20 protein-coding genes and 1 pseudogene are annotated in these 24,504 nt (G+C 50.8%); 13 read left to right on the top strand and 8 right to left on the bottom strand.

What is annotated here, in order from left to right:
• Window positions 1-150: 150 nt before the first annotated feature.
• Complete coding sequence (gene uof, locus A7090_RS00690; protein ID WP_001406816.1) at window positions 151-237, top strand: fur leader peptide; 87 nt, start codon at window positions 151-153, stop codon at window positions 235-237.
• On the top strand, window positions 230-676 hold the full coding sequence (gene fur / locus A7090_RS00685) for a ferric iron uptake transcriptional regulator (RefSeq protein WP_105272636.1): 447 nt from the start codon (window positions 230-232) through the stop codon (window positions 674-676). Before uof ends, fur begins: the two co-directional genes overlap by 8 nt.
• Window positions 677-964: 288 nt before the next feature.
• Here the strand turns inward: fur and chiQ are convergent.
• From chiQ to dtnK, 6 genes and pseudogenes are all read right to left on the bottom strand, one after another.
• Window positions 965-1,230: pseudogene (gene chiQ / locus A7090_RS00680) on the bottom strand (ChiQ/YbfN family lipoprotein); the annotation flags it as partial.
• Between the two features lie 54 nt (window positions 1,231-1,284).
• Entirely contained in the window at window positions 1,285-2,691 is a 1,407-nt protein-coding gene (gene chiP / locus A7090_RS00675; RefSeq protein WP_105272635.1) for a chitoporin ChiP, read from the bottom strand.
• 1,754 nt (window positions 2,692-4,445) lie between these two features.
• Complete coding sequence (gene glnS / locus A7090_RS00655; RefSeq protein WP_105272631.1) at window positions 4,446-6,110, bottom strand: glutamine--tRNA ligase; 1,665 nt, start codon at window positions 6,108-6,110, stop codon at window positions 4,446-4,448.
• Window positions 6,111-6,331: 221 nt separating this feature from the next.
• Window positions 6,332-7,093 (bottom strand): DeoR/GlpR family DNA-binding transcription regulator, encoded by a 762-nt coding sequence (locus A7090_RS00650; RefSeq protein WP_105272630.1) that lies wholly within the window; start codon window positions 7,091-7,093, stop codon window positions 6,332-6,334.
• Window position 7,094: 1 nt separating this feature from the next.
• Window positions 7,095-8,081 carry a D-threonate 4-phosphate dehydrogenase gene (locus tag A7090_RS00645; protein WP_105272629.1) on the bottom strand — a complete coding sequence of 329 codons (987 nt, stop codon included), beginning with the start codon at window positions 8,079-8,081 and terminating at the stop codon, window positions 7,095-7,097.
• Window positions 8,074-9,309, bottom strand: coding sequence for a D-threonate kinase (dtnK, locus tag A7090_RS00640; RefSeq protein ID WP_105272628.1), 1,236 nt, complete (start codon window positions 9,307-9,309; stop codon window positions 8,074-8,076). Before dtnK ends, A7090_RS00645 begins: the two co-directional genes overlap by 8 nt.
• A 169-nt stretch (window positions 9,310-9,478) precedes the next feature.
• On the opposite strand from dtnK, the gene A7090_RS00635 reads away from it, so the two are divergent.
• The 6 genes from A7090_RS00635 to A7090_RS00610 all read left to right on the top strand — a co-directional run bounded on the left by A7090_RS00635 (window position 9,479) and on the right by A7090_RS00610 (window position 15,322).
• Window positions 9,479-10,636 carry an iron-containing alcohol dehydrogenase gene (locus tag A7090_RS00635; RefSeq protein ID WP_105272627.1) on the top strand — a complete coding sequence of 386 codons (1,158 nt, stop codon included), beginning with the start codon at window positions 9,479-9,481 and terminating at the stop codon, window positions 10,634-10,636.
• A 3-nt stretch (window positions 10,637-10,639) separates the two neighbouring features.
• Window positions 10,640-11,527 carry a dihydrodipicolinate synthase family protein gene (locus A7090_RS00630; RefSeq protein ID WP_105272626.1) on the top strand — a complete coding sequence of 296 codons (888 nt, stop codon included), beginning with the start codon at window positions 10,640-10,642 and terminating at the stop codon, window positions 11,525-11,527.
• Between the two features lie 70 nt (window positions 11,528-11,597).
• A complete protein-coding gene (locus A7090_RS00625) occupies window positions 11,598-12,356 on the top strand; it encodes a TerC family protein (protein ID WP_105272625.1) in 759 nt (252 codons plus the stop codon).
• 35 nt (window positions 12,357-12,391) lie between these two features.
• The gene (locus A7090_RS00620) at window positions 12,392-13,561 is read left to right on the top strand and encodes a sialidase family protein (RefSeq protein ID WP_105272624.1); all 1,170 of its coding nucleotides are present in this window, start codon (window positions 12,392-12,394) and stop codon (window positions 13,559-13,561) included.
• On the top strand, window positions 13,558-14,028 hold the full coding sequence (locus A7090_RS00615) for a YhcH/YjgK/YiaL family protein (RefSeq protein ID WP_105272623.1): 471 nt from the start codon (window positions 13,558-13,560) through the stop codon (window positions 14,026-14,028). Before A7090_RS00620 ends, A7090_RS00615 begins: the two co-directional genes overlap by 4 nt.
• Before the next feature lie 13 nt (window positions 14,029-14,041).
• Entirely contained in the window at window positions 14,042-15,322 is a 1,281-nt protein-coding gene (locus tag A7090_RS00610) for an SLC13 family permease (protein WP_105272622.1), read from the top strand.
• An 87-nt stretch (window positions 15,323-15,409) separates the two neighbouring features.
• On the opposite strand, the gene nagE is transcribed toward A7090_RS00610, so the two are convergent.
• Window positions 15,410-17,356: a PTS N-acetyl glucosamine transporter subunit IIABC gene (gene nagE / locus A7090_RS00605; RefSeq protein ID WP_105272621.1), complete on the bottom strand. Its 1,947-nt coding sequence runs from the start codon at window positions 17,354-17,356 to the stop codon at window positions 15,410-15,412.
• 332 nt (window positions 17,357-17,688) lie between these two features.
• Between nagE and nagB the strand changes: the two genes are divergently transcribed.
• The 5 genes from nagB to asnB all read left to right on the top strand — a co-directional run bounded on the left by nagB (window position 17,689) and on the right by asnB (window position 23,631).
• Window positions 17,689-18,489: a glucosamine-6-phosphate deaminase gene (gene nagB, locus A7090_RS00600; protein ID WP_068873737.1), complete on the top strand. Its 801-nt coding sequence runs from the start codon at window positions 17,689-17,691 to the stop codon at window positions 18,487-18,489.
• Window positions 18,490-18,549: 60 nt separating this feature from the next.
• Entirely contained in the window at window positions 18,550-19,698 is a 1,149-nt protein-coding gene (nagA, locus tag A7090_RS00595; RefSeq protein ID WP_105272620.1) for an N-acetylglucosamine-6-phosphate deacetylase, read from the top strand.
• 8 nt (window positions 19,699-19,706) lie between these two features.
• Entirely contained in the window at window positions 19,707-20,927 is a 1,221-nt protein-coding gene (gene nagC / locus A7090_RS00590; protein WP_105272619.1) for a DNA-binding transcriptional regulator NagC, read from the top strand.
• Window positions 20,928-20,974: 47 nt separating this feature from the next.
• Complete coding sequence (gene nagD / locus A7090_RS00585; protein ID WP_000153134.1) at window positions 20,975-21,727, top strand: ribonucleotide monophosphatase NagD; 753 nt, start codon at window positions 20,975-20,977, stop codon at window positions 21,725-21,727.
• Between the two features lie 239 nt (window positions 21,728-21,966).
• On the top strand, window positions 21,967-23,631 hold the full coding sequence (gene asnB, locus A7090_RS00580) for an asparagine synthase B (RefSeq protein ID WP_105272618.1): 1,665 nt from the start codon (window positions 21,967-21,969) through the stop codon (window positions 23,629-23,631).
• Window positions 23,632-23,672: 41 nt separating this feature from the next.
• Here asnB and A7090_RS00575 read toward each other — a convergent pair whose 3' ends face one another.
• Window positions 23,673-24,110: a hypothetical protein gene (locus tag A7090_RS00575; protein WP_105272617.1), complete on the bottom strand. Its 438-nt coding sequence runs from the start codon at window positions 24,108-24,110 to the stop codon at window positions 23,673-23,675.
• Window positions 24,111-24,504: the final 394 nt, after the last annotated feature.

The following is a 24,504-nucleotide window of genomic DNA, read 5'->3' as shown; positions in this document are numbered from 1 at the left end:
TTGCTACAAATTTGTAACTTTTGCTGTTGTACCTGTACAATGTTCCAGTGTTCAAGTGGTATTGCCGTTGTAAATGTAAGCTGTGCCACGTTTTTATTAACAATATTTGCCAGGGACTTGTGGTTTTCATTTAGACGTGGCAATTCTATAATGATACGCATTATCTCAAGAGCAAATTCTGTCACTTCTTCTAATGAAGTGAACCGCTTAGTAACAGGACAGATTCCGCATGACTGATAACAATACCGCCCTAAAGAAAGCTGGCCTGAAAGTAACGCTTCCTCGTTTAAAAATCCTGGAAGTTCTTCAGGAGCCGGACAACCATCACGTCAGTGCGGAAGATTTATACAAACGTCTGATCGATATGGGTGAAGAAATTGGTCTGGCTACGGTATATCGCGTACTGAACCAGTTTGACGACGCGGGTATCGTCACCCGCCACAATTTTGAAGGCGGTAAATCCGTATTTGAACTGACACAGCAACATCACCACGATCACTTAATCTGCCTCGACTGTGGCAAGGTCATCGAATTTAGTGATGATTCCATCGAAGCGCGTCAGCGTGAAATCGCCGCGAAACACGGCATTCGCCTGACTAACCATAGTCTCTATCTTTACGGTCACTGCGCCGAAGGCGATTGCCGCGAAGATGAGCACGCGCACGAAAGCAAATAATACTTTTGCAAGTGAAAAGCCAACCTGGCAGTTGGTTGAGAATGATGACAAACGCAAATTGCCTGATGCGCTACGCTTATCAGGCCTACGTAATCTCTGCGATCTATTGAAGTGCATGTTCTTGTAGGCCGGATAAGGCGTTCACGCCGCATCCGGCATGAACAAAGCGCACTTTGTCAGCAGTCTGAACCAACCTGACGGTTGGCTTTTTTATGGTTGGAAAATAAGGAAGAGAAAAGAGCTTTTAAGTTTGCCATCAGTCTCAGCTAAACCGCAGATTGGTTTTGTTTACTGCACAGTGTGATTATTACGAATTTCCTGCCAGACTTTATCACAATCAGCTTTCATCGCCTGTTCGCCGCCAGTCTGCGTTGCACGCAGGTACTGTTGATAATCCAGCCTGCACATTCTCCTGATTAGCAACCTGTTGATATTGTTTCTCTTTCTTCAACACCTTTAACACTCTCTGACAGACTTCGATTTTTTTCTGGCGATCCCTGAGCGGTATTGATACAGGCGCTGTACGCCTCTTTCAGGCGGCTATCTTCCTGTGGGATATAGCGAATTCCTCAAGCGTACGGCAGGCGAAATGCCTACCGCATCTGACATCAGAAGATGGTGAATGGTGCAATGACCATAAATTTCACGTCGCGCTCATCCTGGAAGATGTTGCCGTAACCACCGCCCCAGCTTGGGATGTCGGAGTGGTTGTCGTATTCGGTGAAGTGCAGTTTGAACATCGTGCCTTTGGCGCGACCGTCCTGAATAGTGTAGACCGCATCCAGGCTGTATGCAGATTCTTCAATCGTCCGGTTCTTGTCGTAGTACGCATCCGGATTGCTCTGCCAGGTCGCGGGTTTAGCATCCCATGCGTAAACGTAGGAAGCGCCGATGGCAAAGCCTGGAAGATTCCAGTTTTTCAGATCATACATCGCGCCGAAGAAGACCGCTTTTTCGCCGTTGGCGTTAAAGTCAGAGCGGTTATCCCACCAGATATCCAGGCGACCATTCGAGGACGCGTAGGTTGGGGTCATACGTTGCAGGAAGTATCCTTGCTGACCGTCGGCTTTAACCCAGGTGCCTTCGAGGCGCAAATCCACTACGTCTGCCGCCCGGTAACCAAAGGTCAACGCTTGCAGCCAGGCGGTGCCATCATAAAGATCGTTGACGCTACGATCGTCAACTTTATCGCGCGTACCATAGAACTGGTAGCTGGTAGTTAACGGGCTACCTGCGATATCAAATTTGTAGCTGGCTTTGGCAAAATATTGATCGACATATCCTTCAGCCTGACCAAACGCCGCTTCCAGCACGAAGTTATTTTTGAAGTCGTACTTCGCCCCAAGGGAGTGCAGATAATCAACTTTGGTGGTTTTATCGTTCTGATAAAACTCATCCATTTCCAGATGCCACGGCGCTTTATATTCGTTGGTCCACATGTAGGAGAAACTCAGCGCACCAGCATCGCCGTAATCAAAATTTGCCCCAGCTTCCGCGCCCTGATAAGTACCCGGCATAAAGCTCCAGTGCGGCGCTAACAGCGTCTGACCGGTTGGCTGAATATAACCTGCCCTCGCCCACACCGGACCGTATTTAAATTTGGCCGCAGCTTTATACAGGCTTATACCGCTTTTATCGCCGGACCAGTCTTCGTCATAGGCTTTATTGCTTTTTGAAAACGCGATTTCGTTCGGGTGGGAGCTATCGCCGTTTTCTGCCATTTCAATCGCCGTAAACGCAGCAATATCAAGGCCGAACATATCAGCAGCATAACCAGACTGAAAATCGAGGTTGGCATTCCAGGTAGAGTGAGAAAGGTTGGTTTTGTATTTGTCGCCGTCAGTAACATCTTTACGGTCGCGTTCACGCTGCCAGTAATAGATACCGCCGGTTAAGGTTGAATCGTCGATGAATCCTTCGGCGCGAGCCTCCGGCATTGCCATAAAGCCCGACATTGCTGTAGCACCGGCGATAGCCAGCGCCAGCGTACTACGTTTGCCACTAAACGTACGCATGGGTTAATCCTCTTTGACGTATAAATTGCTGCACCACAGGTGAACAGCGAAAAAAATAAAAATTAAAAAAGTAGCGGAGAGGAAAGGCTCGCCGACTACAGGGATAGACTATTTTTCGCGACGCGAATTATCAATCTCTTTCTGTAACCAGAATGTAATAACATGAGCAACCGCACATATTTTGATGATTTTTGTTACAAGGCTTAGGTTCGTTATAAAAAGGCGTGCAAAAGAAAAAATGTGTGAATTTTTATCAGAATGGAATTGATTGTATTTTTTAAATTTATGATTCTGTGATTTAAATTTGTTGTATAGATTAATTACAACGCAGGATTAATTCATGAAGAAAAAAAACGCCACAGATCGTGGCATTCAGATTGTTGACAACGTGCGCGTTGTTCATGCCGGATGCGGCGTAAACGCCTTATCCGGCCTACAAAACATGCAATTTCAATAGATTGCAGTGATTACGTAGGCCTGATAAGCGTAGCGCATCAGGCCATTTTGCGTTTGTCATCATTCTCAGGCCGAACTCGGCCTCAGATTGTTGACAACGTGTGCGTTGTTCATGCCGGATGCGGCGTGAACGCCTTATCCGGCCTACAAAACATGCAATTTCAATAGATTGCAGAGATTATGTAGGCCTGATAAGCGTAGCGCATCAGGCAATTTTGCGTTTGTCATCATTCTCAACGCCACAGATCGTGGCGTTCTGATTGTTAACAACGTGCACGTTGTTCATGCCGGATGCGGCGTAAACGCCTTATCCGGCCTACAAAAACAGGCAATTTCAATAGATTGCAGTGATTACGTAGGCCTGATAAGCGTAGCGCATCAGGCAATTTGGCGTTTGTCATCATTCTCAGGCCGACCCCGGCCTCAGACTGTTGACAACGTGCGCTTTGTTCATGCCGGATGCGGCGTGAACGCCTTATCCGGCCTACAAAAACAGGCAATTTCAATAGATTGCAGTGATTACGTAGGCCTGATAAGCGTAGCGCATCAGGCAATTTGGCGTTTGTCATCATTCTCAGGCCGAACTCGGCCTCAGATTGTTGACAACGTGTGCGTTGTTCATGCCGGATGCGGCGTGAACGCCTTATCCGGCCTACAAAACATGCAATTTCAATAGATTGCAGTGATTACGTAGGCCTGATAAGCGTAGCGCATCAGGCAATTTGGCGTTTGTCATCATTCTCAGGCCGAACTCGGCCTCAGATTGTTGACAACGTGCGCGTTGTTCATGCCGGATGCGGCGTGAACGCCTTATCCGGCCTACAAAAACAGGCAATTTCAATAGATTGCAGAGATTGCGTAGGCCTGATAAGCGTAGCGCATCAGGCAATTTGGCGTTTGTCATCATTCTCAGGCCGAACCCGGCCTCAGATTGTTGACAACGTGTGCGTTGTTCATGCCGGATGCGGCGTGAACGCCTTATCCGGCCTACAAAACCATACAATTTCAATAGATTGCAGAGATTATGTAGGCCTGATAAGCGTAGCGCATCAGGCAATTTTGCGTTTGTCATCATTCTCAGGCCGAACTCGGCCTCAGATTGTTGACAACGTGTGCGTTGTTCATGCTGGATGCGGCGTGAACGCCTTATCCGGCCTACAAAACATGCAATTTCAATAGATTGCAGTGATTACGTAGGCCTGATAAGCGTAGCGCATCAGGCAATTTTGCGTTTGTCATCATTCTCAACGCCACAGATCGTGGCGTTTCAATTAGTTACTGCCGGATGCGGCGTAAACTTACTCGCCAACCTTCGCCCAGGTATCACGCAGACCAACGGTGCGGTTAAATACCGGTTTTTCAGCCGTAGAATGGCGGCTGTCGAGGCAGAAATAACCTTCACGCTCAAACTGGAATGCTTTGCCCACTGCCGCATCTTTCAGAGACGGTTCAGCAAAGCCCTGTTTGATGACCAGAGAATCCGGATTAATCACCGACAGGAAATCATCCGCAGCGCCTGGGTTCGGCACGCTGAACAGACGGTCGTAGAGACGGATTTCAACCGGCAGCGCATGTGCCGCGCTTACCCAGTGAATAACGCCTTTGACTTTACGACCATCAGCCGGATCTTTGCTTAAGGTATCTGCGTCATAAGTACAGAAGATGGTGGTGATATTGCCTTCGGCATCTTTCTCCACGCGTTCTGCTTTAATCACGTAAGCATTGCGCAGACGCACTTCTTTACCCAGCACCAGACGCTTGTACTGCTTGTTGGCTTCTTCGCGGAAATCGGCGCGATCGATCCAAATCTCACCGCTAAACGGCACCTGACGGCTACCCATTTCCGGTTTATTCGGATGGTTCGGCATGGTAACCATTTCACCTTCGCCCTGATAGTTTTCGATAACCAGTTTCACCGGATCGATAACCGCCATTGCACGCGGGGCGTTTTCGTTGAGATCTTCACGGATGCAGGATTCCAGCGACGCCATCTCAATGGTGTTGTCCTGCTTGGTCACGCCAATGCGTTTGCAGAATTCACGAATAGAAGCCGCAGTATAACCACGACGACGCAAACCGGAAATGGTCGGCATACGCGGGTCATCCCAGCCTTCAACGTGCTTATCGGTCACCAGCAGGTTCAGCTTACGCTTGGACATCACGGTGTATTCCAGATTCAGGCGCGAGAATTCGTACTGGCGCGGGTGAACAGGAATGGTGATGTTGTCCAGTACCCAGTCGTACAGACGACGGTTATCCTGGAACTCAAGCGTACACAGAGAGTGTGTAATACCTTCCAGCGCATCGCTGATGCAATGTGTGAAGTCGTACATCGGGTAGATGCACCACTTGTTTCCGGTCTGGTGGTGTTCAGCAAATTTAATGCGGTACAGCACCGGATCGCGCATTACGATAAATGGCGACGCCATATCGATTTTCGCACGCAGGCAGGCTTTACCTTCTTCAAAACCGCCGGTACGCATTTTCTCGAACAGCGCCAGGTTCTCTTCGACGCTACGGTCGCGGTACGGGCTGTTTTTACCCGGCTGCGTCAGGGTGCCACGGTATTCGCGGATCTGTTCCGGTGTCAGTTCATCAACGTACGCCAGGCCTTTATTGATCAGTTCGATCGCATAGGCGTGGAGCTGATCAAAATAATCGGAGGAGTAACGGACGTTACCAGACCAGTGAAAACCTAACCACTCAACGTCATTTTTGATCGACTCAACGTACTCGATATCTTCTTTTACCGGGTTAGTGTCGTCGAAACGCAGGTTGCACTGGCCTTTGTAGTCCTGGGCGATCCCGAAGTTCAGGCAGATAGATTTCGCATGGCCAATATGCAGATAGCCATTCGGCTCCGGCGGGAAACGGGTGTGTACTGTGGTGTGCTTACCACTGGCCAGATCTTCATCGATGATCTGACGAATAAAGTTAGTCGGGCGGGCTTCTGCCTCACTCATCGTGGATTCCTCAAAGCGTAAACAACGTATAACGGCGTATGATCTTATAAGCGGGACAGGCTGACAACTGTTAGTTAGTGAAAAAGTGCTTTTGCAGAAGATATTGGGGTGTTTTCTGCACTATACAACAGCTCCTCGTACTGGAGACATGGGGCCAAACGTCGCCAGATCGCAGCGTTTATAAAATTGCTGAATAAGCCAGCCAACCACAGAGTTGTATATTAATCCGCTATGATTAAACGCGTCGACAAGGACGCCAGCGTTCTTCGCGTCTGCCCATCAAGCTGATTATCCGTAATAATCTCTGTCAGTTCATTAAGATGCGCGATATTAAACAGCGACCATGAGCCGTATTTTGAGCTATCGGCCAGGAGAATTTTGCGCGAAGCATGCGCGATAAGATCGCGTTTTAGTGCAGCTTTCTCTTCCGTGGGTGCTGTAATTCCCTTTTCAAGATCCCAACTGTTACAGCTTAAAAATGCCACGTCCGGCCAGGTATTTTGCAGCAATTTACGACCATGTTCGCCAATGCAGGACTGGCTGGAGTCGTCGATACGTCCACCGATAATCGTCACTTCAATCTGCTTGAATTCAGCCAAAAAAAGCGCGATATGCAGGTCGCTAGTGATCACGCGAAGTGGTAAATGCGTAATCTGCCGCGCAAGTTCAATCATTGTCGTACCAGCATCAAGGACGACGGAATCCCCCGCTTTGACCATTGATGCTGCTGCGCTGGCGATGGCATGTTTTTCCGCCAGGCTGCGCTGCATTTTCTCATGGGTAGTCGGTTGGGTAGGAATAAACCGGTTGAGGGTCACACCGCCGTGTGTACGGCTGATAACACCCTGCTCATCGAGTTTTATCAGATCTCGACGAATCGTGGCCGGCGACGCATTGGTTACCACCACCAGCTCATCAACGGTGACCAGATTATGGCTTTTCAGGTAATCCATTATCTGCTCTAACCGGTTATATCCCTTCATTTTATTCTCGTGAAATCTGCATTGCTAACTGGATGGAAACTGCCATGCTCTCAGACTTGGCTTTTCCTGTCCAGGCAATATCAAATGCGGTGCCGTGGTCGGCAGAAGTGCGAATAAATGGCAGCCCGGCAGTGATATTTACCCCATCATAAAATCCAAGCAATTTCAACGGGATATGCCCCTGATCGTGGTACATAGCCACTACCATGTCGAATAGCCCTTCATGGCACTGCATAAACACGGTATCTGGCGGGCATGGGCCAGTAACATCAATATCCTCGGCCTGCATTGCCTCAATCGCAGGCGCGATAATCTCGAGTTCCTCAGTGCCGAATAAACCGTGTTCCCCTGCATGTGGATTTACACCTGCCACGGCAATACGCGGACGCTCAATGCCGACACGTTTCAGGAAGTGGTTCGCAACACGAATAACCGTTTTGACCCTTTCACCATTCAAGGTATCCAGGAATTTACGCAGTGAAATATGGGTCGAAATATGGATAACCTTGAGCTTATCGGTATAGAGCACCATCGCGTACTCTTTGCTGCCGGTAAGATGGGCCAGCAATTCCGTATGCCCCGGATAGTTATGCCCACCAAGATGCAGCGCTTCTTTATTCAGTGGCGCAGTGGCAATGGCTTTCACCTCGCCTGATAAGGCCAGGGCCGTTGCACGTTTGATACATCGATACGCTAAATCGCCCGCCACAGCCTGTACCACACCGGGTGTCAGCGCATCGGGATTAGCCAGAGGCTCATCCATCACGTTAATCACACCCGGAGCAAAGTTGGCGTCACACACCTTTTCAATGATCCGTAACTCGGCCTGCGGCGTAATATTCATCGCCATAATACGTCTCAGCGTACGCACACAGCCCACCACCACCACCGGGGCACCAGCAAGCCCGGCTTCGCTCAGAGATTTAATAATGATCTCCGGGCCAATACCCGCCGGGTCGCCCATCGTTACCGCAATAATATTATTCACTACATTTCTCCTCGATAAAATTCAGAACCTGACGCAACGTGGTCTCATCGCCAAACCCTCCCGCTTTCGTCATCACCGGGCGGGACCAGATGCCACCCAGAAAGTGACCATATGGAACGCATTGCGCCACCTTCCCTGTAATACGAAAACCGGTCGCGCCTAACGCACTGGCTGTTGCCATTGCGACATCACCACCAGAGAGATAGAGCGCATCGGGCATTGCGCGAAGCAGAACCTGCCGGGTGAGCTCACCAAGAAACCGGCAAATTTTTTCCCCAAGCGCTGTGCGACTCATCTGCCATCGCTGGCAAAGGGTGTCGATCTGGTGCCTTGCTACAGAATCGTTACAGGTGTGGACAATGCAGTGGTCGCCTTTCTGTAAGGCCTGCACAATACGCGCGTCATAGCCACTGACGTCGCCTGACAGAATGTGTTCCACATCAACGTATATCTGTGTGATACGTGGATGCGAACGCAGAGTGGCGATCTGCCGTTGAGCGATTTCGCTCATTGAACCAATAATGGCCAGCGCGGTACGTGGCGGCATAATCGCCGAGCGCCGGGCAACGGCATCACAAATACCTGCAGAGCCGACCAGCAGCAGCGGTTGTTTAATCTGCATCACGGCGGTAGCGATGCGATCCAGGTCGTTGTCCGTCTGCGCATCCATCACGCCAATCCACGGTTGCTCACAAGACATATGACTGAGGTCGGAAACCGTAACGGGTTGGCTTGGAATGGTCGTCTGCAACCGGATGATGTCCGCAATTCGGGCACTCAATACCGGGGTTTTCGGATCGCTGGCAAACTCGGTTTCCGTTATCCGCACGCCGTTTACCCAACACTCACCGGCCACTGTGGTCCTTCCCGCCTGAGGAAATGCGGGGGCAACCACTGCGCCCGTTATACCGCATGCCTTCATCAGGGCTTCAATTTCTGCGCCGATATTTCCTCGCAGCGTGGAATCTATCTTTTTAATCACGAGCGGCGGGTTATTCGCCAGAGGGAGATGACTCATCAGCGAGGTTATTTTCATCGCCGCCAGCTTAGGATCCATCGCCCGGCTGTCGCTATTAATCACCCATATGCTGGCATCTCCGCGATAAGGCATTTCAAAGGCCACATCAACCGTATGCCCCACCTGCGCCAGGCTTACCCCCGCGTCGTTGGCTCCCGTGAAATCATCGGCAACGACGAGAATGCTCGGCTTACTGATTCCCTTTTCCATCATCACTCCGGGTTGTTTTATGATGACAATGATTATATTCAATCACAATTGATTAAATGTGAGCAAGTTCAAGTTATTAATCACTCCAATAAATTATAAAATTAGGCCATGTCATATAGACTACGGCATTTTGAATGATTGAATTCAATCACCAGAAGAGAGGTTATTTGTGGTAATTATCAATAGCACGATACTGAGCGGCGCAGGCGCTATCCCTTCCCTGACGTCGCTCTTACCCAGCATCAGAAAATTGCTGCTGGTCACAGACAGCAATATTGCACAGCTTAACGGTGTGCAGCAGATTCGCGCCTTACTCGAAAAGCACTGCCCGCAGGTGAGCGTTATCGATAATGTGCCCGCAGAGCCTACGCATCATGATGTGCGCCAGCAAATGGCGACCCTCGGCAACGCGTCTTTTGATGTAGTGGTGGGCGTCGGCGGCGGCAGCGTGCTGGATGTCGCAAAACTGTTGTCGGTGCTTTGTCACCCCGATTCACCGGGGCTGGATGCGCTGCTTGCCGGTGAAAAACCGACGCAGCGGGTGCAATCATGGTTGATTCCTACAACCGCTGGTACCGGCTCAGAAGCCACGCCGAATGCGATTCTGGCGATCCCTGAACAAAGCACGAAGGTGGGTATTATTTCTCCGGTGCTGTTACCGGACTACGTGGCACTTTTCCCCGAGCTGACCACCAGCATGCCCGCACATATTGCAGCGTCCACAGGCATTGACGCGCTTTGCCACTTACTGGAGTGTTTTACCTCGACCGTGGCAAACCCGGTCAGCGATAACGCGGCCCTGACTGGGCTAAGTAAGCTTTTCCGGCATATTCAGACCGCCGTGAACGATCCTCAGGATCTGCGCGCAAAACTGGAAATGCTGTGGGCGTCTTACTATGGCGGCGTGACGATTACTCATGCGGGCACGCACCTGGTTCATGCGCTCTCCTACCCATTAGGCGGCAAATATCATCTGCCACACGGCGTGGCGAATGCCATCTTGCTGGCGCCATGCATGGCCGTCGTACGCCCTTACGCGGTTGAGAAATTTGCCCAGGTCTGGGATTGCATTCCTGACGCGGATACCTCCCTGAGCGCGGAAGAGAAATCTCACACTCTGGTGGCCTGGCTACAGGCGTTAGTCAATCAACTCAAGCTACCCAACAATCTCGCGGATCTTGGCGTACCGCCAGAAGATATTGCGTCTCTTAGCGCGGCGGCACTGAACGTGAAGCGCCTGATGAACAATGCGCCCTGCCAACTGAATCAGCAGGACGTGCAGGCCATTTACCAAACGCTGTTTCCGCAACATCCCTTTAAGGAGTAAATCATGCCGAAAACCATTGAAGGTGTATTAACCGCCATCGTCACCCCGTTTACCGCGACCGGCGGCCTGAATCTCCCGGCGTTAAAAGCACAGGTGAATCGCCAGCTGGAAGCCGGTAACGCGATTTTTTGCGGCGGTACCAACGGCGAGTTTTTTGTGCTGAACGAGCAGGAAAAGCTCAACGTTACGCAAACCTGCGTGGATGAAGTGGCTGGTCGCGCACCGGTCGTGGCGCACATTGGCGAGATCTCGACGCGCGAAACGATTCGTCTGGGCCAGCAAATTGAGAAACTGGGCGTAGATGCGGTGTCGGTCATTACCCCGTACTTTGTACCGCTGAAACAGGAAGAACTGATTACCCATTACACCGCAATTGCCGACGCGCTGAGCATTCCCATGTTTCTCTATAACATCCCGGCCCGCACCGGCAATACGATCCAGCCGGAAACCGCGCGCGCTCTGGCGTCGCATCCCAATATCATTGGGATTAAAGACAGCGCCGGAAGCTACGAAAGCCTGAAAGGTTTTCTCGATGCTGTGCGCGACATTGACGGCTTTAATGTGCTCAACGGCCCGGACTCACTGATCCATAAAGGGTTTGTCGAGGGGTGTTCAGCCTGTATTTCCGGGCTCGCCAACGTCGCGCCGCGAGAAATCAATGCCATCTGGTCTCGCTTCCATGCCGGTGATATTGAAGGATCGTATCAGGCACAGGAGAGTGTGACAGGCCTGCGTACCGATCTCTATAAAGTAGCGTTTTCTCCGGCTGCAGTGAAAAAAGCATTGCAGCTTATGGGGCATGATGTGGGCGATAGCCGCTACGCGGTTAATTTCACGCCTGAACAGATCGGCGAGATTCAGCAAATTATTCGTCATTATCACATTAATTAAATTAACTCTATTATCCAGCCCGCTAACGTGTTGCCGTAAAGTTTAGATAAAGAGACTAAAGGATTATCCCATGTTTCTGTGGTTTATACAGCCAGATATCTGGCTTACTTTAATTACCCTCACCTTTCTGGAAATTATTCTCGGGGTGGATAATATTATTTTTCTTTCACTGGTGGTGGCAAAACTGCCGTTATCACAACAAAATATGGCGCGTAAACTGGGTTTAAGCTGCGCGATGATTATGCGGATATTATTGCTGATATCCATTGCGTGGCTTTCACATATTACCCAGCCGCTTTTTACCGTGCTGGCGCTGGAGATTTCGTTCCGCACGTTGATTCTGCTCGGGGGCGGGCTGTTCCTGATTTATAAAGCAATACAGGAGATACGCGAAGAGATGTCGCCCGCGCAGGAAGACAAACATGGCAGCGGATCTCGGCAGCTGTCGCTGTGCGGTGCCATCGTACAGATAATGCTGCTCGATATCGTGTTTAGCCTGGATTCGGTGATCACCGCCGTCGGCCTTTCTCAGCATATATTTATCATGATTGCCGCCGTAATGATTGCCGTCGGCATCATGATGTTTGCGGCGAAAACAATTGGTGATTTTGTTAACGCCACGCCGTCAATAAAAATACTGGCGTTAACCTTTTTATTATTTGTCGGCGTATTGCTGGTTGCCGATAGTCTCAACATTCATATTGCCAAAGAGTATCTCTACTTCGCGATATTTTTCTCATTAAGTGTTGAGACACTCAATATTATCCGTGAAAGAAGAAATAAAAAAGTTTCGACATTAATCGAAACGCATGAATCGCACTCTCATTAATAAATCTATTACTGACTTTAAGATGGAGTCTAACTATGTCTGTAGCCCTTGTTCGTGACGGCGTCATCCGTCCATCCGAAAACGATTCGCATGTGCTTACCGCTATGCTGCCCTCATCCTGCCCGCAAAACCACGCGGCAAATATTCTGCCTTTGCCGGATGGCGCTTTAATGTGCGTCTGGTTTGCGGGAACGCAGGAAGGTATTGCCGATATTTCTGTCTGGGGATCGCGATTGCCCGCTGGCGGGATGCAGTGGAGCGATGCGGTCAAACTCTCCCACGATGACACGCGTTCAGAGCAGAACCCAGTACTGTTTCTCGCGCCGGATAACGTGCTGTGGCTACTGTGGACCGCACAAATATCTGGTAATCAGGACACCGCCATCGTCCGCTATCGTCAGTCTCACGACCTTGGGCAAACCTGGGGCGAGATTGCCACCCTGCTTGATAAACCCGGCACGTTCATTCGCCAGCCGATCACGGTGCTTGATAACGGTAACTGGCTGCTGCCTGTCTTTTATTGCCGTACCCAACCCGGTGAAAAATGGGTCGGCAATGATGATATCAGCGCGGTGAAAATCTCTGCGGATGGTGGCCACTCCTGGCGCGATGTCGAGGTGCCACAAAGCCTCGGCTGCGTTCATATGAATATCACCATGCTGCAAGACGGTACGCTGGTTGCTCTCTTCCGCAGCCGTTGGGCAGACAACATCTATATCAGCCATTCTGCGGACCACGGCGAGAGCTGGTCGGTGCCGCAAGCAACTGAACTGCCTAACAACAATTCGTCTATTCAGGTGACGACGCTTGCCAGCGGCGAACTGGCGCTGGTGTACAACGCGATGAGTGCAGCAGGCGCAGTAGAACGTCGCGCGTCGCTGTATGACGAAATCGACGATGGCGATGACAGCCGCAAAGAACCCACAGCCGTCGGACGCTCCGCTTTCTGGGGTGCCCCGCGCGCGCCGATGACAGTGGCGATTTCTTCCGATGGCGGGAAAAGCTGGCCGTGGAAGCGCAATCTCGATGAAGGCGACGGCTACTGCATGACTAACAATTCGCTGGAAAAGCTAAACCGCGAGTTCTCCTATCCCAGCATCAAGCAAAGCCCGGACGGTACGCTGCATATCGCTTACACCTGGTGGCGTCAGGCCATCAAGTACGTGCGCATCTCCCCCGAGTGGGTTAAGGGGCGGGCATCATGATTATCGGGAATCTCAACCATTTGTCACAGGCGGGGCTTCCCGCTGGCGTGAAAAATATTCTGCTGCACCCGGAGTGTTCGTTACAGGCGTTATCGGCCAGGGAGGATGGTCGCTGGCAACCGGAAGGATGTCGGTGGTTCTGCACGCTGGGTATTTCAGACACGCAGCCCGCCGATCTCCGGCATACGGAGTATCACCATCTGTGGGCCGATATTCAGGTGGTGATTGCCGGGTGTGAGGGCATTAATGCGGGAACGCGGCCCATCGCTCGCGAAAGCGATGAAGAACGTAAGCCCGATCTGTTTATCGCCCCGTTCCCCGAGAACAACGTCGCCATCACCCTACACGCCGGTGATTTTGCCGTCTTTATGCCAGAAGAACCCCATCAGGCGCTGTGCGCGATTGGCGCGGCTACGTCAGTACGCAAAGCGGTCTTTAAGGTGCCGCGCGACATGCTGGAAGCCTAAAAGGAGAGAAAAAATGACAATGGATATGATGTTGGCGCTAGGAATACTGGTTCTGATGATCGTGCTGATCATGTCGGACAAAATGCCCTTTGGCGCGCCGCCACTGCTTGCGTGTTTATTGCTGGTGTTATGCAAGGTATCCACCATCCAACAGGCCTTCGCTGGCTTTGTAAACTCAACAGTTATTATGCTTGCTGGTTTTATGGTGGTAATGGCTGGACTGCAAAAAACACAACTTATCATGGGCATTAAAACCGCGATGATGTCACATCTGAATCGCGGGGGTTTTAAAAGCTATATACTGTTGCTGATGATCGTTATGCTTGGCGCGAGCCTTGCGGGTACAGGTGCGACGGGATATTACGTACTAATCCTGTCGCTTATCGCATCCCTGCCTTATAGCCAGAAGCTACCGACCTCAAAACTTGTCATGCCTTTAGGTTTTGCCACTAATCACCCACTAATTCCGATTAATGTGGCGTTACTCTTTGGTGTCACTGTATCCGTATTGCAGTCATCAGGTATCAACCAGGAAATTTCGATGATCAAATTTGCCCTGGTTAACCTAATTATGTCAGCGGCATATTTTGCATGGAGTTTAATTGCTTACCGCTTTTTACCCACCCATCCTACTGCGGATACCGTTGAGAATGATGGCTCGCAATCAGTAAACGCAGCAGATGTTCTTCCTGCCTGGAAGGAAAAATGCACCGTCGGCGCTTTTTTCGTCAGCGTCGTTGGCATGATGCTTATCAGTACTCTGGGCGATATTGCTTATATCATTCCAGGCCTGGCGGGGGGATTTTTACTTATTATCGGCGTCCTCGACTTTAAGGAAGTGCGCGATAATATGGGCGCTCCGGTAATTATCATGACGGCATGTGTTATCGGTGTTGCTGATGCACTCGCTGGCACAGGTGTGACGGCGATGATCGGTAACGCTGTGGCCGGGGTACTGGGAACAAACGTTTCACCGTTTATCTTTATTCTTGTCCTGGCGTTGTTAACGAGTACTTGCTCTACCTTCACCGGCTCAACAATAGGCTCTATTTTCATTTTCGGCCCTATTGCCATTGCCGCTTGTACAGGGTTAGGTATCAGCCCGATGGCGGCCGCAGTCGCGATAACGATATCAGGCTGGAACGGCGGCTATATGCCTATCGACGGGATGCCAGCAATGATTATGGGAATGGGTAAATATAAAATGTCCGAATTTTGGATTTTCACCATCCCCATGTATCTCATCCGTATTCTGGCGCTTTGCGCAGGCGCTGTTTTTATCTTCCCAATGTAATCTCAGACAAAAAAAGCGGCAGAGAAGACCCCGCCGCTTGTTATTGTTAGATGCGATGCTCAAGCGTCGCATCAAACATGAAGCAGATTACTTTTTGATTTCATACAGCGGCGTTTGACCCGCCACAACATGGCCCTGAGCTTTAATGATCAGACCGCCAAAGTCGTCGATATTGCTGCAAACCACCGGGCTAATCATCGAGCGTGCGTTTGCGTTCAGGTAATCCAGATCCATTTCCAAAATAGGTTGCCCTGCGCTAACCTGCGCGCCCTCTTCCACCAGACGTTTAAAGCCTTTACCTTCAAGCGCCACGGTGTCGATACCCATGTGGACAACAATCTCCGCGCCTTTTTCGGTTTCCAGGCAGAACGCGTGGTTGGTGTTGAAGATTTTCACGATTGTCCCTGCGGCTGGTGATACAACGATTTTATCCGTCGGTTTCACCGCCACACCGTCACCCACCGCTTTGCTGGCGAAGGCTTCGTCAGGAACCAGATCTAGGGCTACAACATCACCGGTAATCGGCGATACCAGCTCCGCGACAGAGACCGCGTTTGGTACAGCCTGCGGTTTTGCTACAGGAGCGGCAGTTGCAGGCGCAGTTTCAGCAGACGCAGCTGCTACCGGACCACGGGCAACAACTTTCTTCATCGCATCGCCAATGGATTCCGCTTTCGCGCCGACAATCACCTGAATAGTTTGTTTGTTCAGTTTCACTACCCCAGAAGCCCCCAGACGTTTACACATCGCATCATTGACGCGAGCTGAGTCAGCCACGGTCAGGCGCAAACGGGTGATACAGGCGTCAATTGCTTTCAGGTTGTCAGTACCACCCACCGCAGCAATATAGTTGGTCGCCAGTTGATTCAGACCTTCTTCGGTATTGCTGTTGGCTTCTTCAGTAACGATCTCGTCTTCTTTATCTTCACGACCCGGCGTTTTCAGGTTGAACATGCGAATGACCAAACTGAACACCACGAAGTAGATAACGAAGAAGACACCCCCCATCACCAGCAGCATCCAGACGTTCTGGCTGGCCGCTGGCAGGTTATACATCAACGCGTAGTCGATAGCCCCCGCAGAGAAGGAGAAGCCCGCGTGGATACCCAGCAACGTTGCCACAAACAGGCTGATCCCCGTCAGCAGTGCGTGCAGGAGGTACAGCAGCGGTGCAAGGAACATGAACAGGAATTCCAGCGGCTCAGTCACACCGGTCAGGAACGCGGTAACAGCAACAGAAAGCAGCATACCGCCAACCATCGGACGACGCTCTTTCGGTGCTGCGAAGTACATCGCCAGTGCCGCGCCCGGCAGACCGAACATCATAATCGGGAAGAAGCCAGACATGAACATCCCCGCCGTGCCGTCACCGGCATAGAAGCGGTTGATATCACCGTGGAAAACTGTACCCGCCGCGTTGGTGAATTCACCAATCTGGAACCAGGCGATGGTGTTCAGCACCTGATGCAGACCGGTTGGGATCAGCAGACGGTTGATGAAACCAAAGATACCGGAACCCAGCGCGCCCGCAGAAACGATCCACTCGCCGCCTGCATGGATAGCGTGCTGTACCGGCGGCCAGACATAACCAAAAATGGCCGCCAGCACCAGGCAGAAGAAGCCGGTGGCGATCGGCACAAAGCGTTTGCCGCCGAAGAAGCTCAGGAAGTCCGGCAGTTTAATATCGGACCAACGGTTATAGGCTGCGCCACCAACCAGACCGGTAATGATACCCGCCAGTACACCCATATTAATTTCTGGGTTGATGGTGACCATCGCTTTGGTCAACACAAAGTAACCTACCGCCCCCGCCAGCGCCGCGGCACCAGCGCTGTCTTTTGACCAGCTGGATGCCACGCCGATGGCAAAGATTAATGCGAGGTTATCAAAAATCGCGCCGCCCGCCTGGGCAATAAACGCAACGTTAAGTAAATCGGGCTGACCGAATCGCAGCAACAGCGCCGCCACCGGCAGCACCGCGATAGGGAGCTGTAACGCCCTACCGAGCCGCTGGAAAAAACCTAAAATATTCATCTTATTCCCCCTACGAGACCCCTATTTGGCTCGTTTAAAGCCGTATTTTTATTTTGCTGCAAATGGTACTGCTGATGTTCTGTAATCAGATTGTTAGATCATCTACTACAAAGTGTGTAAAAATTTAATTCGTATCGCAAATTAAACGCGTATCTTTTGTGAGTTTTGTCACCAAATATCGTTATCAGCACTCCCTTTTACTGGCTAAACCAGAAAACTTATTTTATCATTCAAAAAATCAGGTCGGATTGACGCCTGTCTGCGCAAATCCAGGTTACGCTTAAAGATGCCTAATCCGCCAACGGCTTACATTTTACTTATTGAGGTGAATAATGAGACTGATCCCCCTGACTACCGCTGAACAAGTCGGCAAATGGGCTGCTCGCCATATCGTCAATCGTATCAATGCGTTCAAACCGACCGCCGATCGTCCGTTTGTTCTGGGTCTGCCGACTGGCGGCACGCCGATGACCACCTATAAAGCGTTAGTCGAAATGCATAAAGCAGGCCAGGTCAGCTTTAAGCACGTTGTCACCTTCAACATGGACGAATATGTCGGTCTGCCGAAAGAGCATCCGGAAAGCTACTACAGCTTTATGCACCGTAACTTCTTCGATCACATTGATATTCCAGCAGAAAATATCAACCTTCTCAACGGAAACGCCCCGGATATCGACGCCGAGTGCCGCCAATATGAAGAAAAAATTCGTTCTTACGGAAAAATTCATCTGTTTATGGGCGGTGTAGGTAACGACGGTCATATTGCATTTAATGAACCGGCGTCTTCTCTGGCTTCACGTACTCGTATCAAAACCCTGACTCATGACACTCGCGTCGCGAACTCTCGTTTCTTTGATAACGATGTCAATCAGGTGCCAAAATATGCCCTGACTGTCGGTGTTGGTACATTGCTGGATGCCGAAGAAGTGATGATTCTGGTGCTGGGTAGCCAGAAAGCACTGGCGCTGCAAGCCGCAGTTGAAGGTTGCGTGAACCACATGTGGACCATCAGCTGTCTGCAACTGCATCCGAAAGCGATCATGGTGTGCGATGAGCCTTCCACCATGGAGCTGAAAGTTAAGACTTTAAGATATTTCAATGAATTAGAAGCAGAAAATATCAAAGGTCTGTAATTGTTATCCCTGCCCTGACGCCTGCTCAGGGCAATATTATTTTTAAAATCGGGGGTCAGAATGTATGCATTAACCCAGGGCCGGATCTTTAGCGGTCACGAATTTCTTGATGACCACGCGGTTGTTATCGCTGATGGCCTGATTAAAAGCGTCTGTCCGGTAGCGGAATTGCCGCCAGAGATCGAACAACGTTCACTGAACGGGGCCATTCTCTCCCCCGGTTTTATCGATGTGCAATTAAACGGCTGCGGCGGCGTACAGTTTAACGACACCGCAGAAGCAGTCAGCGTGGAAACGCTGGAAATCATGCAACAAGCCAATGAGAAATCGGGCTGCACCAACTATCTGCCAACGCTTATCACCACCAGCGATGAGCTGATGAAACAGGGCGTGCGCGTAATGCGCGAGTACCTGGCAAAACATCCGAATCAGGCGTTAGGTCTGCATCTGGAAGGTCCGTGGCTGAATCTGGTGAAAAAAGGTACTCATAATCCGAATTTTGTGCGTAAGCCTGATGCCACGCTGGTCGACTTTCTGTGTGAGAACGCCGACGTCATTACCAAAGTGACGCTGGCACCGGAAATGGTTCCAGCGGAAGTGATCAGCAAACTGGCAAATACCGGGATTGTGGTTTCTGCCGGTCACTCCAACGCAACGTTGAAAGAAGCGAAAGCTGGTTTCCGCGCAGGGATTACCTTTGCCACCCATCTGTACAACGCGATGCCGTATATTACCGGTCGCGAACCGGGGCTGGCGGGCGCGATCCTCGACGAAGCTGACATTTATTGCGGTATTATCGCTGATGGCCTGCATGTTGATTACGCTAATATTCGCAACGCCAAACGTCTGAAAGGTGACAAACTGTGTCTGGTCACTGACGCCACTGCGCCAGCCGGGGCCAACATTGATCAGTTCATTTTTGCGGGTAAAACAATATACTACCGTAACGGACTTTGTGTGGATGAGAACGGTACGTTAAGCGGTTCCTCCTTAACCATGATTGAAGGCGTGCGTAATCTGGTCGAACATTGCGGTATCGCACTGGATGAAGTGCTGCGTATGGCGACGCTCTATCCGGCGCGTGCGATTGGGGTTGAGAAACGTCTCGGTACGCTCGCCGCTGGTAAAGTGGCCAACCTGACCGCATTCACACCTGATTTTAAAATCACCAAGACCATCGTTAACGGTAACGAGGTCGTAACTCAATAAGAGAAAGTATGACACCAGGTGGACAAGCTCAGATAGGTAATGTTGATCTCGTAAAACAGCTTAACAGCGCGGCGGTTTATCGCCTGATTGACCAGTACGGGCCAATCTCACGGATTCAGATTGCCGAGCAAAGCCAGCTTGCTCCCGCCAGCGTAACCAAAATTACGCGTCAGCTTATCGAACGCGGGCTGATCAAAGAAGTTGATCAGCAGGCCTCCACCGGGGGCCGCCGCGCTATCTCCATCGTCACCGAAACCCGCAATTTCCACGCAATCGGCGTACGACTTGGTCGTCACGACGCCACCATTACCCTGTTTGATCTCAGTAGCAAAGTGTTGGCAGAAGAACATTACCCACTGCCTGAACGTACCCAGCAAACGCTGGAACATGCCCTGCTGAATGCCATTGCTCAGTTTATTGATAGCTACCAGCGCAAGCTGCGAGAGCTGATCGCCATTTCGGTGATCCTGCCTGGGCTTGTTGACCCGGACAGCGGCAAAATTCATTACATGCCGCATATTCAGGTAGAAAACTGGGGACTGGTAGAAGCACTGGAAGAACGTTTTAACGTGACCTGTTTCGTCGGCCATGATATCCGCAGTCTGGCGCTGGCAGAGCACTACTTCGGTGCAAGTCAGGATTGCGAGGACTCCATTTTAGTGCGTGTCCATCGCGGAACCGGGGCCGGGATTATCTCTAACGGACGCATTTTTATCGGGCGCAACGGCAACGTCGGTGAAATTGGCCATATTCAGGTCGAACCGCTGGGTGAACGCTGCCACTGCGGCAACTTTGGCTGCCTGGAAACTATCGCTGCCAACGCTGCCATTGAACAACGGGTGTTGAATCTGTTAAAGCAAGGCTACCAGAGCCGCGTGCCACTGGATGACTGCACCATCAAAACTATCTGCAAAGCTGCAAACAAAGGCGACGGTCTGGCCTCGGAAGTGATTGAGTATGTTGGTCGTCATCTGGGCAAAACCATCGCCATTGCTATCAACTTATTTAATCCGCAAAAAATTGTTATTGCCGGTGAAATCACCGAAGCCGATAAAGTGCTGCTCCCTGCTATTGAAAGCTGCATTAATACCCAGGCGCTGAAGGCGTTTCGCACTAATCTGCCGGTGGTACGTTCTGAGCTGGATCACCGCTCGGCAATCGGCGCGTTTGCGCTGGTTAAACGCGCCATGCTCAACGGTATTTTGCTTCAGCATTTGCTGGAAAATTAATGTGCTTTTATAGTGGCGCTTATTGTTGTCAATATTCTGGGTAGTCCATGACCATTAAAAATGTAATTTGCGATATCGACGGCGTGCTGATGCACGATAACGTCGCCGTACCGGGTGCAGCGGAATTTTTGCACGGGATTATGGATAAAGGCCTACCGCTGGTATTGCTGACCAACTATCCTTCGCAGACCGGGCAGGACCTGGCAAACCGTTTTGCCACTGCGGGTGTCGATGTGCCGGACAGCGTGTTTTATACCTCTGCCATGGCAACCGCCGATTTCCTGCGTCGCCAGGAAGGCAAGAAAGCGTATGTGGTGGGCGAAGGGGCGCTTATCCATGAGCTGTACAAAGCCGGTTTCACTATTACCGATGTGAACCCTGATTTTGTGATTGTTGGCGAAACGCGTTCCTACAACTGGGAGATGATGCATAAAGCGGCCTATTTCGTCGCTAACGGTGCACGCTTTATCGCCACCAATCCTGACACCCACGGACGTGGTTTTTATCCGGCCTGTGGCGCTCTGTGCGCGGGCATTGAGAAAATCTCCGGGCGCAAACCGTTCTATGTTGGTAAGCCCAGCCCGTGGATCATCCGCGCGGCATTAAACAAAATGCAGGCGCACTCGGAAGAAACGGTGATTGTCGGCGATAACCTGCGTACCGACATTCTGGCGGGCTTCCAGGCCGGTCTGGAGACGATTCTGGTACTCTCCGGCGTTTCGTCGCTCGACGATATTGACAGCATGCCGTTTCGCCCCAGCTGGATTTACCCGTCAGTCGCTGAAATCGACGTTATCTGAATAGAAACCACGCCTCAGGGCGTGGTTTCATATTTTTACCCATCATTAAAATTCTCCCATTTAATAAAACCCGCCAAAAATTATCGATCCATCAATAAACATGCCACTACACCCTATCCTTTTTCACAAATCAGCAATCACCATTACGTTTTTTATTTTTCCTCCTCCAAATCGCTTGCGCACAGTGCTGCTTTGCGGCATTTTTTTAACAAGCAAACATCAGGTTAACGGAGAAGGTTATGTGTTCAATTTTTGGCGTATTCGATATCAAAACAGACGCAGTTGAGCTGCGCAAGAAAGCACTCGAGCTGTCACGCCTGATGCGTCATCGTGGTCCGGACTGGTCCGGTATTTATGCCAGCGATAACGCCATTCTCGCCCACGAACGTCTGTCAATTGTTGACGTTAACGCAGGGGCGCAACCTCTCTACAACCAACAAAAAACCCACGTACTGGCGGTAAACGGTGAAATCTACAACCACCAGGCACTGCGCGCCGAATACGGCGATCGTTACCAGTTCCAGACCGGGTCTGACTGCGAAGTGATCCTCGCGCTGTATCAGGAAAAAGGGCCGGAATTTCTCGACGACTTGCAGGGCATGTTTGCCTTTGCCCTGTACGACAGCGAAAAAGATGCATACCTGATTGGTCGCGACCATCTGGGGATCATCCCACTGTATATGGGCTATGACGAACACGGTCAGCTGTATGTGGCCTCAGAAATGAAAGCTCTCGTTCCAGTATGCCGCTCGATTAAAGAGTTCCCGGCGGGGAGCTATTTATGGAGTCAGGATGGTGAAATCCGTTCTTATTATCACCGCGACTGGTTCGACTACGATGCGGTGAAAGATAACGTGACCGACAAAAACGAACTGCGTCAGGCACTGGAAGATTCCGTTAAAAGCCATTTGATGTCTGACGTGCCTTACGGTGTGCTGCTCTCGGGGGGGCTGGACTCTTCAATCATTTCCGCGATCACCAAGAAATATGCTGCTCGTCGCGTGGAAGATCAGGAACGCTCGGAAGCCTGGTGGCCTCAGTTGCACTCCTTTGCCGTCGGTCTGCCGGGGTCTCCAGATCTGAAAGCCGCCCAGGAGGTGGCAAACCATCTGGGCACGGTGCACCACGAAATTCACTTCACTGTACAGGAGGGCCTGGATGCCATCCGCGACGTGATTTACCACATCGAAACCTATGATGTGACGACTATCCGTGCTTCAACACCGATGTATTTAATGTCGCGTAAGATCAAGGCGATGGGCATTAAAATGGTGCTATCCGGTGAAGGTTCTGATGAAGTGTTTGGCGGTTATCTGTACTTCCACAAAGCGCCAAACGCTAAAGAACTGCATGAAGAGACGGTGCGTAAACTGCTGGCCCTGCATATGTATGACTGCGCACGCGCCAACAAAGCGATGTCTGCCTGGGGCGTGGAAGCGCGCGTACCGTTCCTGGATAAAAAATTCCTCGACGTGGCGATGCGCATTAACCCGCAGGACAAAATGTGCGGTAACGGCAAAATGGAGAAACACATCCTGCGTGAATGTTTTGAAGCGTATCTGCCCGCAAGCGTGGCCTGGCGGCAGAAAGAGCAGTTCTCCGATGGTGTCGGTTACAGTTGGATCGATACCCTGAAAGAAGTGGCGGCGCAGCAGGTTTCTGATCAACAACTCGAAACTGCCCGCTTCCGCTTCCCGTACAACACACCGACCTCAAAAGAAGCGTATCTGTACCGGGAAATCTTTGAAGAACTGTTCCCGCTTCCGAGCGCCGCTGAGTGCGTGCCGGGCGGTCCTTCCGTCGCTTGTTCTTCCGCTAAAGCGATCGAATGGGATGAGGCGTTCAAGAAAATGGACGATCCATCTGGTCGCGCAGTTGGCGTTCACCAGTCGGCATATAAGTAAGAAATGCGGTACTGCCCCGGTGAAATCCGGGGCAGTTTCAGTTATTGAGGTGCTTGTTGATTCTGATATGCAGTAAGGTAATGTTCCGGGTTTGCCACATCACTGTTTGACAACTCATCACTGTAAGCCACCGACCAGGTCGCCTGCTCATCCGGAATATGCAGGCTACCATTTCCCTCTTTCAGGCGTAATAACTCAAAAGATTTGCCCTTAATTACGGCAGTATAGGATTTCTCACCTTCCTGTAATGCTTTCACTTTACAGCGAAAAATCTGACCATCGATGTCGTTATCAACATGCGATACCTGAATGAGGGCTTCATTTTCCGCTTTCGGGCCAATCCGCATCATCCACACCACAGCCCCTTCCTGCCCACGATAGCCAAAAACATATTTGCCAATTTCCGGTTTGGCCGTATCGGCAAACGCAGAATGCATAAGTAATAACGCCCCCATCAACGCCGTCATAAAACGCAGCATAGTATTCCCTCAATTAATCGCCTGAAGTGGTGGCAAAGATGCAGGCGTAGCGATCCCTGCCCTGTCCTGTTGCAACGGACTAGTATTTCATAGATTAATTTCCCACCACTATTGTTAAATTCCGAATTTCATCCTGTATGGCAAAAGAATGACTGTAGGGTGGGGGAAAAACATAAAGTAAACAATAATTGACGAATATAGCGCCACGCTGTTCGCAACCTAACCAAACAGTCACTTTCGAGTAATTTTCCTTGAAAAAGAGGTTGACGCTGCAAGGCTCTATACGCATAATGCGCCCCGCAACGCCGATAAGGTATCGCGAAAAAAAAGATGGCTACGTAGCTCAGTTGGTTAGAGCACATCACTCATAATGATGGGGTCACAGGTTCGAATC

Source organism: Escherichia sp. MOD1-EC7003 (assembly GCF_002965065.1).
Classification (GTDB): Bacteria; Pseudomonadota; Gammaproteobacteria; order Enterobacterales; family Enterobacteriaceae; genus Escherichia.
This window is presented reverse-complemented; position numbering and strand designations above follow the sequence as displayed.